Source organism: Aminobacter carboxidus, assembly GCF_014863355.1.
Classification (GTDB): Bacteria; Pseudomonadota; Alphaproteobacteria; order Rhizobiales; family Rhizobiaceae; genus Aminobacter; species Aminobacter carboxidus.
This window is the reverse complement of sequence record NZ_JACZEP010000008.1, coordinates 43,873-59,891: the sequence shown is the minus strand read 5'-3', so window position 1 is coordinate 59,891 and position 16,019 is coordinate 43,873. Positions and strand designations below refer to the sequence as shown.

At 63.2% G+C, this 16,019-nt stretch carries 16 protein-coding genes; 8 read left to right on the top strand and 8 right to left on the bottom strand.

Annotated elements, in window-relative coordinates:
* Window positions 1-120: 120 nt before the first annotated feature.
* Both IHE39_RS22470 and IHE39_RS22465 read right to left on the bottom strand, forming a co-directional pair.
* Window positions 121-282, bottom strand: a complete 162-nt coding sequence (locus IHE39_RS22470) for a hypothetical protein (protein ID WP_184767559.1) — start codon at window positions 280-282, stop codon at window positions 121-123.
* A 14-nt stretch (window positions 283-296) separates the two neighbouring features.
* Window positions 297-1,118 (bottom strand): UDP-2,3-diacylglucosamine diphosphatase, encoded by an 822-nt coding sequence (locus IHE39_RS22465; RefSeq protein ID WP_184767558.1) that lies wholly within the window; start codon window positions 1,116-1,118, stop codon window positions 297-299.
* Window positions 1,119-1,235: 117 nt separating this feature from the next.
* Between IHE39_RS22465 and IHE39_RS22460 the strand changes: the two genes are divergently transcribed.
* The 3 genes from IHE39_RS22460 (at window position 1,236) to IHE39_RS22450 (ending at window position 5,654) form a co-directional block, all read left to right on the top strand.
* The gene (locus tag IHE39_RS22460) at window positions 1,236-2,015 is read left to right on the top strand and encodes an SDR family oxidoreductase (protein WP_184767557.1); all 780 of its coding nucleotides are present in this window, start codon (window positions 1,236-1,238) and stop codon (window positions 2,013-2,015) included.
* A 167-nt stretch (window positions 2,016-2,182) separates the two neighbouring features.
* Window positions 2,183-4,501: an NADP-dependent malic enzyme gene (locus IHE39_RS22455; protein ID WP_192568029.1), complete on the top strand. Its 2,319-nt coding sequence runs from the start codon at window positions 2,183-2,185 to the stop codon at window positions 4,499-4,501.
* 82 nt (window positions 4,502-4,583) lie between these two features.
* Window positions 4,584-5,654, top strand: a complete 1,071-nt coding sequence (locus IHE39_RS22450) for a DUF2865 domain-containing protein (RefSeq protein ID WP_192568028.1) — start codon at window positions 4,584-4,586, stop codon at window positions 5,652-5,654.
* Here IHE39_RS22450 and gltX read toward each other — a convergent pair.
* Together gltX and IHE39_RS22440 are read right to left on the bottom strand one after the other, a co-directional pair.
* Window positions 5,572-6,945 (bottom strand): glutamate--tRNA ligase, encoded by a 1,374-nt coding sequence (gene gltX, locus IHE39_RS22445; protein WP_192568027.1) that lies wholly within the window; start codon window positions 6,943-6,945, stop codon window positions 5,572-5,574. The two genes, IHE39_RS22450 and gltX, sit on opposite strands and share 83 nt — an antisense overlap.
* Window positions 6,946-7,116: 171 nt before the next feature.
* Window positions 7,117-8,919: an ABC transporter ATP-binding protein gene (locus IHE39_RS22440; RefSeq protein WP_192568026.1), complete on the bottom strand. Its 1,803-nt coding sequence runs from the start codon at window positions 8,917-8,919 to the stop codon at window positions 7,117-7,119.
* A 339-nt stretch (window positions 8,920-9,258) separates the two neighbouring features.
* Here IHE39_RS22440 and IHE39_RS22435 point away from each other — a divergent pair, with 339 nt between their 5' ends.
* Genes IHE39_RS22435 through IHE39_RS22425 form a run of 3 tightly spaced genes read left to right on the top strand, consistent with a single transcriptional unit; the run spans window position 9,259 to window position 10,610 of the window.
* Window positions 9,259-9,573, top strand: coding sequence for an ArsR/SmtB family transcription factor (locus IHE39_RS22435; protein ID WP_192568025.1), 315 nt, complete (start codon window positions 9,259-9,261; stop codon window positions 9,571-9,573).
* Window positions 9,570-9,953 carry an SRPBCC family protein gene (locus tag IHE39_RS22430; RefSeq protein WP_192568024.1) on the top strand — a complete coding sequence of 128 codons (384 nt, stop codon included), beginning with the start codon at window positions 9,570-9,572 and terminating at the stop codon, window positions 9,951-9,953. The genes IHE39_RS22435 and IHE39_RS22430 overlap by 4 nt, the downstream gene beginning before the upstream one ends.
* A gap of 36 nt (window positions 9,954-9,989) precedes the next feature.
* Entirely contained in the window at window positions 9,990-10,610 is a 621-nt protein-coding gene (locus IHE39_RS22425; RefSeq protein ID WP_184767550.1) for an ATP-dependent Clp protease proteolytic subunit, read from the top strand.
* A 4-nt stretch (window positions 10,611-10,614) separates the two neighbouring features.
* On the opposite strand, the gene IHE39_RS22420 is transcribed toward IHE39_RS22425, so the two are convergent.
* The 4 genes from IHE39_RS22420 to IHE39_RS22405 are packed head-to-tail and all read right to left on the bottom strand — an operon-like array spanning window position 10,615 to window position 14,780.
* Window positions 10,615-11,856 carry an MFS transporter gene (locus IHE39_RS22420; RefSeq protein WP_192568023.1) on the bottom strand — a complete coding sequence of 414 codons (1,242 nt, stop codon included), beginning with the start codon at window positions 11,854-11,856 and terminating at the stop codon, window positions 10,615-10,617.
* A 9-nt stretch (window positions 11,857-11,865) separates the two neighbouring features.
* Complete coding sequence (locus tag IHE39_RS22415) at window positions 11,866-12,285, bottom strand: GNAT family N-acetyltransferase (RefSeq protein ID WP_192568022.1); 420 nt, start codon at window positions 12,283-12,285, stop codon at window positions 11,866-11,868.
* A 45-nt stretch (window positions 12,286-12,330) separates the two neighbouring features.
* Complete coding sequence (locus IHE39_RS22410; protein ID WP_192568021.1) at window positions 12,331-14,013, bottom strand: NAD+ synthase; 1,683 nt, start codon at window positions 14,011-14,013, stop codon at window positions 12,331-12,333.
* A gap of 53 nt (window positions 14,014-14,066) precedes the next feature.
* Window positions 14,067-14,780, bottom strand: a complete 714-nt coding sequence (locus IHE39_RS22405) for a DNA-3-methyladenine glycosylase I (RefSeq protein WP_192568020.1) — start codon at window positions 14,778-14,780, stop codon at window positions 14,067-14,069.
* Window positions 14,781-14,877: 97 nt separating this feature from the next.
* On the opposite strand from IHE39_RS22405, the gene IHE39_RS22400 reads away from it, so the two are divergent.
* On the top strand, window positions 14,878-15,441 hold the full coding sequence (locus IHE39_RS22400) for a DUF1003 domain-containing protein (RefSeq protein ID WP_192568019.1): 564 nt from the start codon (window positions 14,878-14,880) through the stop codon (window positions 15,439-15,441).
* A complete protein-coding gene (locus IHE39_RS22395; RefSeq protein WP_192568018.1) occupies window positions 15,438-16,019 on the top strand; it encodes a DedA family protein in 582 nt (193 codons plus the stop codon). Before IHE39_RS22400 ends, IHE39_RS22395 begins: the two co-directional genes overlap by 4 nt.

Here is a 16,019-nt window from a genome sequence, read left to right as displayed (position 1 = left end):
CGCGACCCGAACCATACAAGCCTCACCGATTTGCCTGATCCATTACCATGGGTGGCTGCGCCACGAAAGCCAGCGGGACAGCGTAAAAGGCAGCCAAAGCTTGGGCCAATCCCTCGAGGCCTATCGGCCAAGGCGCGGCGTCGCTTGCGTTTCCATGGGAAGGTGCTGCGCGCCGAGCCGCCGCGCCCGCCTGTGCAGCGTCTCGGCAACGCGCGGCACGGCAATCGCTGCATGGCCAGGTCCGTCCCGCCAGGGACGCGAGGCATATTTGAAGCTGCCCATCGATACCGTTCCGTTCAGGCGGCTGCCTTGTCGACACGCTGGTCGACCACCATCGGCACGAACGGTTCGTTGATCAGCTTGCCGGCCAGCACATGCGGCCAGCGCAGGATGACGAAGCTGCCATCGAAATCTTCGGCTACAGCCGTGCAGTTTTCGACCCAGTCGCCGGTGTTGATGTATTGGATGCCGTCGAAATTCTCGATCACCGGATGATGGATGTGGCCGCAGATGACGCCGTCCACTTCCGAGCGCCGCGCTTCCTCGGTCAGCACGTCCTGGAAGGCGCCGATGAAGTTGACGGCCTTCTTGACCTTGACCTTGGCCCAGGACGAAAACGACCAATAGGGCATGCCGAAGGTGCGGCGGAAGCGCGCCACCAGCCGGTTCGTCGCCATGGCCGCGTCATAGGCGAAGTCGCCAAGATAAGCGAGCCAGCGCGCATTCTGCACCACCGCGTCGAACTGATCGCCATGGATGACCAGGAAGCGCTTGCCATCTGCCGCTTCGTGGATGGCACGGTCGGCAACGACGATGCCACCGAAATGCACACCCTGGAACATCCGGGCGAACTCGTCGTGGTTGCCGGCGATGTAGGTAATGGCAGTGCCCTTGCGCGCCTGGCGCAGCAGCTTCTGGACGACGTCGTTGTGCGTCTGCGGCCAGTGCCAGGACCGGCGCAGGCGCCAGCCGTCGACGATGTCGCCGACCAGATAGATGCTCTCAGCCTCATGATGGCGCAGGAAGTCGATCAGGTAGTCGGCCTTCGCACCCTTCGAGCCCAGATGGACATCGGAGATGAATAGCGTTCGGAAACTGCGTGTGCTGGTGCCGGACATGGCATTTCACCCGTTGCTGTCGCGCTGGCTATGCCCAGATTCATGCAACAGCCGTATGACGGTTGCAGTCACCTGCCGACGGTCCTAGGGTGAACCATCACCTACAGGAGACGCATCATGGATCTCGGCATCAGCGGGAAGAAGGCAATTGTCTGTGCGTCGAGCCGCGGCCTCGGCAAGGGCTGCGCCATCGCACTGGCCGAGGCAGGCTGCGAGCTGTTCCTCAACGGTCGCGACGCCGCAGCCCTCAGCCGCACGGCGGACGAAATCCGCCAGCGATTCGGTGTCAAGGTCACGGAGATCGCCGGCGACGTTTCCAATCCCGAGGTCCAGAAGGCGCTGCTCGCCGCCTGCCCGTCTCCCGACATCCTCGTCAACAACAATGGCGGTCCCCCCTATCGCGATTTCCGCGAACTCGACCGCGCCAAGATCCTCGAAGGCGTCACCAACAACATGGTCACGCCGATCGAGCTGATCAAAGCGGTGCTCGACGGCATGGCCGAGCGTGGCTTCGGCCGCGTCGTCAACATCACCTCGCTGTCGGTCTATACGCCGATAGCAGGGCTCGACCTGTCGTCGGGCGCCCGCGCCGGGCTCACCGCATTCCTCGCCGGCGTGGCGCGAACCGTCGCCAATCGCAACGTCACCATCAACAACATGCTGCCCGGCAAGCTCGACACCGATCGCCTGCGTGGCCCGCATGAACCTGGCAGCGTCGAGGATCCCGAACAGGGTGCGGCACGGCGTGCCCGCCTGAGTGCTGAAATCCCTGCTGGCCGGCTCGGCACGCCGGAAGAATTCGGCCAGATCTGCGCTTTCCTGTGTTCGGTTCACGCTGGCTACCTGACCGGCCAGAACATTCCCGTCGACGGCGGGCTCTACGTCAGCTCCTTCTGACCGGACCCGCTTGGTCCGCAATATCAGCAATCGGCGTCAAGCATCTGGAATGATTGCCGTTCCAGTGCTTGAAACTGATTCAACCGCTATCTGGCCGTTGACACCTCCAAAAATGCCGTTGGCGTGCTAATAACGGCCTTTGATGCGGATTCTGCAAGGAGCGATAGATGGCCGGGAACGACAAGAAGAAGGAAGCGCTCTCCGACCTCGACCAGGCCGCGCTCTTTTTCCACAAGCACCCGGTTCCCGGTAAGCTCGAAATCCAGGCAACCAAGCCGCTCGGCAACCAGCGCGACCTGGCGCTGGCTTATTCGCCAGGCGTCGCAGCCCCCTGCCTGGCCATCAAGGACGACCCCGAAACCGCCGCCGACTACACCGGACGCGCCAATCTGGTCGCGGTGATTTCCAACGGCACCGCCGTGCTCGGCCTCGGCAATATCGGCCCGCTGGCATCCAAGCCGGTGATGGAAGGCAAGGCCGTCCTGTTCAAGAAGTTCGCCGGCATCGACGTCTTCGACATCGAGATCGACGCGCCCGAGATCGAGCAGATGGTCAGCACCATCGCGGCACTTGAGCCGACTTTCGGCGGCATCAACCTCGAAGACATCAAGGCGCCCGAGTGCTTCGAGGTCGAGGAACAGCTCAAGGCCAAGATGCGCATCCCGGTCTTCCATGACGACCAGCACGGCACCGCGATCATCGTCGCGGCAGCGGTTCTCAACGGCCTGGAACTTGCCGGCAAGAAGATCGATGACGTCAAGATCGTCACCTCAGGTGCCGGCGCCGCCGCCCTCGCCTGCCTCAACCTCTTGGTATCGCTCGGCGCGAAGTTTGAAAACATCTGGGTCACCGACCGCTTCGGCGTCGCCCACAAGGGCCGTGTCGAGGAAATGGACCGCTGGAAGGACCCTTACGTCAAGGACACCAACGCGCGCGTTCTGGCCGATGTCATCGGCGGCGCCGACGTCTTCCTCGGCCTGTCGGCAGCCGGCGTGTTGAAGCCGGAGCTGCTGTCCGAGATGGCGGACAAGCCGCTGATCCTGGCGCTGGCCAACCCAAACCCTGAAATCATGCCCGAGCTCGCGCGCGCTGCCCGTCCCGACGCGATGATCTGCACCGGACGCTCGGACTTCCCGAACCAGGTCAACAACGTCCTGTGCTTCCCCTACATCTTCCGCGGCGCCCTCGACTGCGGCGCGCGCGCCATCAACGAAGAGATGAAAATGGCCGCCGTCCGTGCCATCGCCGCCCTCGCCCGCGAGGAGCCATCCGATGTCGCGGCACGCGCCTATTCCGGCGAGACGCCGACCTTCGGCCCCGACTTCCTGATCCCCTCGCCCTTCGACCCCCGGCTGATCCTGAGGATCGCGCCGGCCGTTGCCAAGGCCGCCTGCGAGACCGGCGTCGCGACCCGCCCGATCGCCGACTTCACAGCCTATGTCGAAAAGCTCAGCCGCTTCGTCTTCCGCTCCGGCCTGGTGATGAAGCCGATCTTCTCCAACGCCAAGCAGGCGGCGTCCAAGCGCGTCATCTACGCCGACGGCGAAGACGAGCGTGTGCTGCGCGCCGCCCAGGTGGTGCTCGAGGAAGGCCTCGCCAAGCCGATCCTGATCGGCCGTCCGCATGTCATTGAAGTCAGGCTCAAGCGTTATGGCCTGCGCATCCGCCCGGGCATCGATTTCGAGGTCATCAATCCCGAGGATGATCCGCGTTACCGCCACTATGTCGACCACCTGATCGACCTTGGCGGCCGCCAGGGCATCACGCCCGAGGCGGCGCGCACCATGGTGCGCACCAACAACACTGTCATCGCGGCCATCGCCCTCAAGCGCGGCGACGCCGATGCGATGATCTGCGGGCTGGAGGGCCGTTTCGAACGCCATTTGCGCAACGTCACGCTGATCGTCGGCGCCCGTGACGGGGTCAAGGACCGTGATTTGTCCGCCCTGTCGATGCTGATCTCGCAGCGCGGCGTGCTGTTCTTCACCGACACCTACGTGACCGTCGATCCGACCGCCGAAGAGATCGCCGAGATGACGATGCTGGCGGCCGACGAGATCCGCCGCTTCGGCATCGAACCCAAGGCGGCCTTGCTGTCGCATTCGAACTTCGGCTCCCGCGACTCGCAAAGCGCGCAGAAAATGCGTGAGGCTGCCGCGATCCTCAAGCGCATTGCGCCGGAACTCGCCAGCGATGGCGAAATGCATGGCGATTCCGCACTTTCGGAAGTGCTGCGCCAGCGCGTCTATCCGCACTCGACGTTGAAGGGCGAAGCCAACCTTTTGGTCTTCCCCAATCTTGACGCCGCCAACATCGCGCTGACCACCGTCAAGACGATGATGGACGCGCTGCATGTCGGTCCGATCCTGCTCGGCACCGCCCAGCCGGCCCACATCCTGACACCGTCGGTCACCTCGCGCGGCATCGTCAACATGACGGCGCTCGCGGTCGTCGAGGCGTCCCAGCGCGCACACGCGATAGGCTGAGCATAAGCGCAGGGTTAGCCGTTTCCCAACAAACGGTTAACCTCGCTGGCGCTAGGGTTGAGTCTATCCTTGCGGAATCGGCATGTTCGGGCGCGGCAGACGCATAATCTCGAGAAGCCAGCCAGGCATTACCTGGCTGCTTGCCGTTGCCTTGTCGATACTGGCGACCGGATCGTCTTTCGCCGCTTCGGCCGAGTGCCTGGAACTCGAGGCCGAACTGGCAAGCTTGCCCGCGCAGGGGTCCGGTAGCTTTGCCCAGCCGGACGAATTTTCCGCCGCGGCCGACACCCAGCAGGACCAGATCGACCTTGCCCGCATCAGGGCTTCGGATCTCGGCTGTAACAGGGCGATCTCGCCCGACATCATCGCCCAGTGCGCCGCATTGAATGCCAAGATCGCTGCGATGGAGGACAATCTCGGCGAGCTCGCCGGCCAGTCCGCGCGGCCGAACAGGAACGCCAGGCGCGAGCGCATCCGCATTCTCGACGCAATGCAATTCGCGGGCTGCAACGATCTAATCGATGAAACGGAAGAAGCCATGGGCAGCGATCCGTCACAGGACCAGCGCGGCGCGACCATCATTCGTGGCGGGGAGACGACCACCCTGAGCTTCAACGAGAGCTACCCGCAACACATCGTCGTCGGCCGCGGCCAGCAACAAGGTGCCGGCGAATACCGCACCTTGTGCGTACGCACCTGCGACGGCTACTTCTTTCCGATGTCGAACGCCGCCGACCTGTCGGATTTCCAGCGTGACGAGAAGAACTGCGCGGCGAGTTGTCCGGGGACCGAGATCGAGCTGTTTTATCACCTCAATGCCGGCCAGCCGCAGGAGAGCATGGTTTCCGCCCGCTCCGGCCAGCCCTACCGCAATCTCGCGACCGCCTACCGCTATAAGCGCGTCGACTTGCCGCGCGTGCCGGCCTGCGGCTGCAATGTCAGCCTGAACAGGAATTTTTCCGTTATCGCCGGCGAAGGGCGCCCGGTGCCGAGCGCCCCGCAGGCCAAGCCGGCGGAAGAACGGTCCGTGCCTGTAGCACCTCGTCCGGCGCCTGACCCCAACCGCAAGGTCAGGGCCGTCGGGCCAACGTTCCTTCCCGACCCACAAGCGGCAATAGATCTGCGAGCTCCGGGCCAGACTCCAGCCCGGTGAGCGCGAGCCGCAGCGGCATGAACAGCGCCTTGCCCTTGCGGCCGGTCGCCTTCTTCACCTTGGCTGTCCAATCCTTCCAGACATTGCCGTCCCATGGCTCTTCGGGCAGCAGGTCAAGCGCCTGGCCGACGAACTCGCGATCCTCATCGGCGATCTCGGCGGCCGGCTGTGGCCCTTCGCGCAGGATACGCCACCACGACACGGCATCCGACAGCCTGTCGAGATTGCCACGCACAGCCATCCAGAATGCCTCGGCATGCTCGCCACTGACGCCGAGCACCATCAGGCGGTCGCGCACTTCGTCGAACGACATGTGGTGCAGCAGCGCGCGATTGAGCACCAAAAGCTCGTCGGGATCGAACTTCGCGGCCGACTTCGAGGTCGCGGCCGGATCGAACTTTTCGGCAAGGTCGCCAAGGCTCGGCACCGCCGTGACATTCTCCGACGTGCCGACAAGCACGGCGAGCGAGGCAACCGACATCGGTTCGATGCCGCCATCGCGCAGGCTCTCGATCGAAAGCGCACCGGTGCGCTTGGACAGGCCTTCGCCGGACGCGGTCGTTAGCAGGTTGTGATGGCCGAAAACAGGCGGCTCGGCGCCGAGCGCACGAAACAGGGCGATCTGCACGCCGGTGTTGGTGACATGGTCGTCGCCGCGTATGACGTGGCTGATCTCCATCTCGATGTCATCGACCACCGAAGGTAGCGTGTAGAGATAGGTTCCATCCTCGCGCACCAGCACAGGATCGGAAAGCGACGCCAGGTCGACGGTCTCTTCGCCGCGCACGATGTCGGTCCAGTGAATGTCGGTACGCTGGGTTTCGAACGGATCGGAGACGAAATTGGGCAGCAGGAAGCGCCAATGCGGCTTGCGCCCGTCATGCTCGTAGGATTCGCGTTCGGCATCGGTCAGCTTCAGCGCCTCGCGGCCATAGACCGGCGGCAGACCGCGCGTACGGCGCACCTTGCGGCGCAGGTCGAGCTCTTCAGGCGTTTCGTAGCAGGCATAGAGCACGCCTGATGCCTTGAGCTTGTCGACCGCCGCATCATAGCTGGCGAAGCGGCGCGACTGGTACTCGGTCTGGTCGGGAAAGATGCCGAGCCAGTGCAGGTCGTAGAGAATCGAGTCGGCGAATTCCTGGCGCGAGCGCTCGACGTCGGTGTCGTCGAAGCGCTGGACGAACCGGCCCTTGTGCTTAAGGGCGAACAGCCAATTGAACAAAGCGGTGCGCGCATTGCCGATGTGGATGCGGCCGGTGGGCGAAGGGGCGAAGCGAACTGTTACTGTCATGATCGGGGCGTAGCGGAAGGCTTTTGCGTTGACAAGGCGGCGCCCCCGCACCTCTGCACCAGAAATAAAGCAAGCACGGCACGAATGGAAGCCGACCAAAGGGGCTACATCTGCTTGCGGCCTACTTGCAAATGACGAACGGGCCGCGATCGCTCGCGGCCCGTTGAATAGTTAGACGAGCCCTTTGGTGAGCTCCAGTGCCTGGCGTTCGAACAGGCGGCGATAAATGCCGCCGTCTCTCCGAACCAGCGCCTCATGCCGGCCTTCCTCGACGATCTCGCCGCGATCGAAGACGAGCAGCCGGTCGAGCGCGCGCACCGTCGACAGACGGTGCGCGATGATCAGCGTCGTGCGCCCGACCATCAGGCGTTCCATCGCCTGCTGGATCAGCACCTCCGATTCCGAATCGAGGCTGGAGGTCGCCTCGTCGAGAATCAGGATCGGCGCGTCGGCCAGGAAGGCGCGGGCAATCGCCACGCGCTGGCGTTCGCCGCCCGACAGCTTGACACCACGCTCACCCACCAGCGTGCCATAGCCCTTGGGCAGGCGCTGGATGAAGTCGTGCGCGCTGGCAAGCCTTGCCGCGTGCTCGATCTCGGCCTGCGTCGCGCCCGGCCGGGCATAAGCGATGTTCTCGGCCAGCGAACGGTGGAACAGGATCGGCTCCTGCTGGACGATCGCGATCTGGCCGCGCAGCGACGACTGCGTCGCCTTGGCGATGTCCTGCCCGTCGATCGTGATATTGCCGCCGCCGACATCGTAGAGCCGCTGGATCAGCTTGACGAAAGTCGTCTTGCCCGAACCGGAGTGGCCGACAAGACCGACGCGCTCGCCCGGCTTGATCGACACCGAAAAATCCCGGTAGAGCGGCAGCGCGTGTGTGCCGTAGTGGAACGTCACGTGATCGAACTCGATGCCGCCGTCGCGGATCTGGATCGCCTTGGCGCTGGGCCGATCGGCAACGCCGAGCGGCTGGCCCTGGATGTCGACCAGTTCCTCCATGTCGTTGACCGAGCGCTGCAGGTTTCGGATGTGCATGCCGACATCGCGCAGATAGCCCTGCAACAGGAAGAACGAGGTCAGCACGAAGGCGATATCGCCGGCGCTTGCCTGCCCGTTCGACCACAGGAACAACGCGAAACCGATGATCGCGGCGCGCAGCAGCACCAGGGTAACGTTCTGCGACGTGCCGTTGATCGTCCCACGCATCCAGGTGCGACCCGTGCGGTGACGCCACTTGGCGATCACCTTGGCGAGCCGGCTTTCCTCGCGTTCCTCGGCACCAAAAGCCTTGACCACCGAGTTGCAGCTGACGGCGTCGGCCAAGGAGCCACCGAGCCGCGTATCCCAGCTGTTGGCGAGGCTTGCCGCCGGGGCGACAAAGCCGAGCGACATCACCACCGTCTGCGCTATGAAGATCAGCGAACCGGCGGCAATGATCAGACCCATCATCGGCCAGTGCCAGCCAAGCAGGATTGTCGAGCCGAGCAACATCACCAAGGAAGGCAGCAGCGCCACCAGCAGCGTGTCATTGAGCAGGTCGAGCGCCCACATGCCACGCGTCACCTTGCGCACCGTCGAGCCGGCAAAGCTGTTGGCGTGCCAGTCGGTGGAAAAACGCTGGACGCGATGAAACGCGTCCTGGGCGATATCCGACATCATCTTGAGCGTCAGCTCGATGATGCCGACAAACGCGATGTGACGGAACACCAGCGAGCCCGTGGCGAGCGCAAGCAAGGTGAAGAACGCGGCAAGTGCTGCGTTCCACGCCACTTCGTTTGTCGCGGCACCGCTGGCCACGGCGTCGATCAGCCGGCCCGAATAGAGCGGCGTCAGGACGTCAGCCATCGTCGAGATGAGCACGGCCGCCGAGATGATGACGAGCCGGACCGGCTGGCGTTGCCAGTGTCTGAAAGTGAAACCCAAAACGCTGCGGAATGCACCGCCGCGCAGATCGATACGAAAACGAGACATGATGCCATGAGGCGCCGGAAGCCGACGCCATCCCTAGAAAAAGATGTTCAAAGGCGCGACGAATAATTCTTGCTGAATCAGGAAGTCGCGGAACGGCAGCGTCAGAAAGAGAGGACGCCGAAGACGGATCGCCGAGTCAATGACCTCGGTTCGAACCTCGGGAGGACATGTCATATTCTGGCATTCAGACCTCCCTGTTAGTGGCCGCGAAGAATTTGCTTATAACCGAGCATTTTTGCTTAGCCAACCCCCGCTCTGGACCGAAGCCTGTTGTGCCAGAACAAGTGCAAAGCCGGCAGCCACTTGCGCAACAGATAAGTCCATGCTTATCTAAATTCCATGAACGAATCCGAAATATTCCGTGCCCTGTCCGATCCTACCCGCCGTGCCGTCCTCGACCGCCTGACCGCGGGCGAGAAAAACGCAACGGAACTGCGCGAGGGACTTGCGATTTCACAGCCGGCGATTTCGCAACACATCGCCGTGCTGCGTGGCGCCGGGCTGATCAACGAGGAGCGTGCCGGCAGGCATGTGAACTACAGCGTCAACCCTGACGGGCTGAGGCCGTTGTTCGACTGGCTCACCCGTTATCGCGGCTTCTGGCCGAACCGTGTCGAGAAACTGAAGACGCTGCTCAAGGAGATGGACCAATGACGGACACCCAAAGGCAGGAAACTAACGAGGACACCGTCGTCGTCGAATGCGAGTTGGAAGCCACTCCGGAAAAGGTCTGGCGAGCACTGACGGTGCCGGAGTTTGTCGCGACCTGGCTCGATGTGCCGGCGGCGGACAAGGTCGCCGCTGACACTACCGGACCTGCCTACCGCATCATCGAGGCCCTGCCCTTCTCGCGCGTTCGTTACGCCTGGAACGACGCCACGGTGAGCGAACCCTACACGTTCGTGACCTTCGATCTCGAAGCCCAGCCGGACGGCGGCACATGGTTCCGTCTGACCCATAGCGTCGAGCCGGTGAGAACCATCGCCGCGCCGGCGAATTCGAACAGCCCGCCGCTAATGCGCGCCGCCGCCTAGGCCCAACAAATTCCATAGATGAAAGGATTTTCGCGCATGCGCGACACGATGCAACTCGTCCCTATGGTCGTCGAACAGTCGCCACGTGGCGAACGCTCTTTCGACATCTTCTCCCGGCTACTGCGCGAGCGGATCGTTTTCCTGAACGGCGAGGTCGACGACAATTCGGCGTCGTTGATCTGCGCCCAGCTGCTGTTTCTCGAGTCGGAAAACCCGACCCGCGAAATCTCGTTCTACATCAACTCGCCCGGCGGCGTGGTGACCAGCGGGTTTGCGATCTACGACACGATGCAGTTCATCCGCTGCCCGGTATCGACGCTGTGCATGGGCACGGCGGGCTCCATGGGCTCGTTCCTGCTGATGGCCGGCGCACCAGGCAGGCGCATCGCCCTGCCCAATGCCAGTGTGATCCTGCACCAGCCCTCCGGCGGCTTCCGCGGCCAGGCCTCCGACATCGAGCGCCATGCCGAAGACATTCTCAAACTCAAGCGGCGCATGACCAGGCTCTACGCCGAACATTGCGGACGCACGGAAGACGAAGTGGCGCGCGTGCTCGATCGCGACTACTTCTTCACGGCGGAGGAAGCCAGAGATTGGGGAATCGTCGACCACGTCTACGACCGGCGCGACACCGTGGAAAGCATTTCCGGCAAGTAGCCGGCTACACGCCGACCACGGCTGGCGCTGTCTGGACTTGGCTTCGCGCACGCACCCGGCGCGAAGCAAGCAGGAGCACGAATGAAATGGCGAAGCAGTAGATGCCCATCGCCAGGATCTGGCCGGGATAGCTGACGCCTGCGTCGATCAGATATCCGGTCAGGCCCGGCCCGATGGCGGAAGCGAGCACCCCGGCGGAGACGATCAGCGCCCTGATCGAGCCAAGGTGCTTCAGGCCATAGACCTCGGGCCAGACCGCACCGAACAGCGTTGTCGACAAACCGTTCGAAATGCCGAGCAGCGCCATGAAACCGAAGGCACTCCACTGCGCGTCGACGAGGCCCAATAGCAGGCAGGCGGCCCCCAGGGGCAACAGCACGAAAGGCAACAGCGACACGCCAGAAAAGCGGTCGATGAGTTGGCCGACGACCAGCGTGAAGGCGGCATTGACCATCGCCGTCACCAGAAACGACGACGCAAAGACCTCGAGCGACCAGCCGCGCAACTCCACCAGATAGACCTGGTGGAAGAACAGCGTCGTCACGATCAAGCCCGGCGCCATGACGCCAAGCAGCAAGACGTAGAAGATCGGATCGCGGATCACCTCAGCCCGCGTCCAGTCGCGCGCATCGATCTGGCGCGCCGCGGGATCAGATGAGCGCGGCTTCCGGTCCGCGGCCACCAGCAAGGCGATTGCCGGCACGGCGATCAAAGCCAGCGCTGCGGCCGCCAGCAGCCAACCATTGCGCCAGCCAACCGAAGTGGCGATCAGCACAAAGCCCATCGGGAGGATGGCGTCGCCGGCGTTGTGGCCAAGAATGACTGTTGAAAGCGCGCGTCCCCTTTGCGCCGAAAACCAGCGCGCGGTTGCGGTATAGGCGGTGTGCACCATCATGCCCTGACCAAACAGGCGCAGGACATAGATGGTCACGAACAACACAACGAGATGCTGCGACAGCGCCATCGATGCGCTCGCCAGGGCCAGCATCGGCACGACGAACAGCGCCACTTTCTGCACGCTGTAGCGATCGACGATCTGGCCAAGCCGCGGCAGGCTCAACGCGCTGGCGAGCGTGGCGAACATGTACAGCGTGCCGAACTCGCCATGCGACAGTCCATAGTCGCGTCGGATATCGCCGGCCGACAGGGCGACGAACGATGTCATACCGAAGGTCGAAAAGAAGGTGAGCAAGAACCCGCCGGCCAGCCAGCGCGGATTGTCTCGAACGAAGGCTATGTAAGTCACGCCCTCGGTCTATTCTTGGGTGGCTAGCTGCCGCGACAGGCGCATATACATGCCGTCAGTCGAGGTAACGAAGCCGAATTGTTCGTAGAGGCTGTGCGCGTCCGAGGTCCGCAGCGAAAAGCCGGTCACGGTCGCAAGCTCGGGATGGTCGAGCAGTGCCTGGATCAGCTTCTTGCCGATACCGAAACCGCGCCGCTCGGGCCAGACGATGACGTCGGCGACATAGGCAAAGCAGGCATGATCGCTGACGACGCGGGCGAACCCTACCTGCTCGCCGTCGACATAGGCGCCGACGCAAAGCGAATTGGCGAAGGCCCGGCGATGGATCTCGTCGGTCCGACCCTCGCCCCAGTAGCTCGCCTTGATCACTTCCGACGTCTTGTCGAAGTCGATCCGCGAGACGTCGAAGCTGATTTCGACCTCGGCCATGAACCCCTCCGGTCTGCTGTCGGTTTTCATTTCAGTTGCAGTGGTTTAGCCGCGATCCCTGAATCTGTTGGTGATCGGATAGCGGCGATCACGGCCAAAGTTCTTCTTAGTGATCTTCACGCCCGGCGCCGCCTGCCGCCGCTTGTATTCGGCGATGTAGAGCAGGTGCTCGATGCGGTGCACCGTGTCGCGGTCGTGGCCGCGCGCGACGATGTCGTCGACGCCCATCTCGTTTTCGACCAGGCACTCCAGGATGTCGTCCAGCACCGGATAGGGCGGCAGCGAATCCTGGTCGGTCTGGTTGGGCCTGAGTTCCGCAGACGGCGCCTTGTCGATGATATTCTCAGGGATCACCTCGCCGGAGGGGCCGAGCGCGCCGGGCGGCACATGCGTGTTGCGCCAGCGCGACAGCGCATAGACCTGCATCTTGTAGAGGTCCTTGATCGGATTGAAGCCGCCATTCATGTCGCCATAAAGCGTGGCGTAGCCGACCGACATCTCGCTCTTGTTGCCCGTCGTCACCACCATCGAGCCGAACTTGTTGGACACAGCCATCAGGATCGTGCCGCGAGCGCGGCTCTGCAGGTTTTCTTCGGTGATGCCTTCCTTGGTGCCCTCGAACAGTTGCGTCAGTGCGTGCGAGAAGCCATCGACAGGCTCGTGAATCGGCACGATGTCATAGCGGCAGCCGAGCGCGCGGGCGCAATCCTCGGCGTCCTTGAGCGAGTCGCTTGAGGTATAGCGATAGGGCATCATGATCGCGCGCAGGCGCTCCTCGCCGAGCGCGTCGACGGCAAGGGCAGCACAGATCGCCGAATCGATGCCACCGGAAAGGCCGAGTACGACGTTCTTGAAGCCGTTCTTGTTGACGTAGTCGCGCAGGCCCAGCATGCAGGCACGGTAGTCCGCCTCCTCGCGCTCGGGGATTTTCGACATCGGCCCTTCGACACAGGCCCAGCCCTCCTCGCCGCGCCGCCACATGGTCATGGCAACCGTTTCCTCGAACTGGCTCATCTGGAACGCCAGCGAATGGTCGGCATTGATCGCGAAGGAGGCGCCGTCGAACACCAGCTCGTCCTGGCCGCCGAGTTGGTTGGCGTAAAGCAGCGGCAGGCCGCTTTCGATCACCTGGCGGATCGCCACCTGGTGACGCACGTCCATCTTGGTGCGGTAGTAAGGCGAGCCATTGGGCACGAGCAGGATTTCAGCGCCACTTTCGGCCAGCGTCTCGCAGACACCGAGTTCACCCCAGATGTCCTCGCAGATCGGGATGCCAATACGCACGCCGCGGAAATTGACCGGCCCGGGCATGTCGGGGCCAGGCTGGAACACGCGCTTTTCGTCGAACTCGCCATAGTTGGGCAGGTCGACCTTGAAGCGTTCGGCAACGATCTTGCCTCCGTCGGCGACGATGACCGCATTGTGCACGCCGCTCTTGCGCTTGAGCGGCACGCCGATGATGACGCCGGGACCATTGTCGGCGGTATCCTTGGCAAAGTCGTCCGCCGCGCGCTCGCAGGCAGCCAGGAAGGCCGGCTTGAGCACCAGATCCTCCGGCGGATAGCCAGCGAGGAACAGTTCGGTGAACAGCACCAGGTCGGCACCCTGGCGCGCCGCATCCGCCCTCGCCTCGCGCGCCTTGGCAAGATTGCCCTGGATATCGCCGACCGTCGGGTTGAGCTGGGCAACAGCGATACGAAGAATGTCGGGGGTCGATTTTTTCGTCATGTCAGCGATTTAGCCTGCGTATTGGTGTCGGGCAATGCCGTTCGATTGGACCATCATTCGCTCATATAGGAGCGCAGTTCGTCGGCCGGGTGGTTGACGCCGATCGACATCGACAGGATGCGCGAGATATGCGCCCTCGGCAGCTTGGTTGCCTTTGCCCATTCATTGATCTGGGCCTGCACCTTGGCCTGATCCTTCTTGGCCGTCGCCGCCTCGCCAATGTCGAGACCGGCATCGCGCAGCGCCAGGATCATGTCCTGCGACATGACGAAGGTGTCCCAGCCGAGCCAGCGCAGCAGATACTGGCCGGTGTTGCCGCCCAACCGGCTGCCATGCTTGCCGAGATAGGCCGTGAGCCCGACCTGGTCATCGGCCGGCCAGGCCGCCAGGAACTTGCCGAAGCTGCCATGTTCCTTCGAGACGCGCTCGACAAAGGCGGCGTTGTCGCGCACCGACCTTATCTTTTGCGGGTTGCGCACGATGCGTTTGTCGGAGGCAAGATCATGCCAGAAGTCTTCGGGCTGGAACAACAGCCGTTTCGGCTCGAAGCCGAGGAAGGCCTCTTCGAACCCGGGCCATTTCTGCTCGATGACCCGCCAGACAAATCCTGCGGCAAACACCCGCTCGGCCATCGTCGACAGCACGCGGTCGTCGCTGACCTTGGCGAGCGCCGCATTGTCGGACACCGGCCCCAGCAGCGACTTCAGCACCGCCTCGCCGCCCTTGCGCTCGGCCGCGCGCGCCTTGATCCTTGCGAAGTCCGCCATTGATGTTCCCTCATCGCCGCATCGTTTCGCAGCATGCCATTATCTTCGTATATGGATATGCGGCTGCCAAGCAGGCGCTGTCACTGCGGAGTGGACGATGAACAAGAGCGTAGCTGATCTGGCGGGCCGCTGGCTGACCCGGACGACAGAAAACCTGAGCGAGGTCGAGCACAAGGTGCTGCAAAGTGCCATCGACAGGAAAGCCGTCTCGCGCAATGTCAACGAAAGCGTGGAACGTCACGAAAGTACCGGCGACCGCCTTGCCGACGGCATCGCGCGCATCGGCGGTTCGTGGAACTTCATCTTAGCCTTTCTGGCCTTCCTTGTCGTCTGGACCGGCCTGAATGCCTGGTTGCTCGGCCGCGGCTCCTTCGATCCCTACCCATTCATCTTCCTCAACCTTATCTTGTCGATGCTTGCGGCAATCCAGGCGCCGATCATCATGATGTCGCAGAACCGCCAGGCCGAACGCGACCGCATCGACGCCGCGCACGACTATGCGGTGAACCTCAAGGCCGAGATCGAGATCATGGCGCTGCACGAAAAGCTCGATGAGATCCGCTTCCAGGAAATCATCCTGTTGCGCGAGCAGCTCCGCGAGCTTACCGAGCAGGTTGGCCGTATCGCGCCCCCAGCCTCTGGTAATGCACCCGCGCAATGATCGACACCATCCACCATTTGGTCGAGCGCTTCGGGTTGCTGGCAGTCTTCATCGGCTGCATGGCGGAGGGCGAAAGCGTCGCGATCCTCGGCGGCTTCTTCGCCCACCAACAGGTGTTTGCGCCCTGGCAGGCGTTTGCCGTCGCAGCCACCGGAGCCTTCCTGGGCGACACGCTGTTCTTCGTGCTCGGCCGCCGCTTCTCCGGCCACAAGTGGGTGCGCCTGCTGCGGCGACGGCCGGGCTTCAGCCATGCCTACAGGATGGTGCAGGCCCACCCCAACCTGTTCGTGCTGGCCAACCGCTACATCTACGGCATGCGGCTGGCCGGTGGCATCGCTGCGGGCCTGTCCAGCATCCCCATTCCCGTGTTCATCACGCTGAACGCGCTGTCGGCACTCATATGGGCCGCACTCTTCGTCAGCCTGGGCTACGTCTTCGGCCTTGGCGCCGAACATATCATCGGCGATGCGCTGAAGGGCCATCAGCGCCTGCTGATCGGCTTGGCCATTGGCATCGTCGTGGCGATTGCGGCGTGGCTGCTCGCCCGCCACATCGCCAGGAAGGAACCGCTGGAGTAG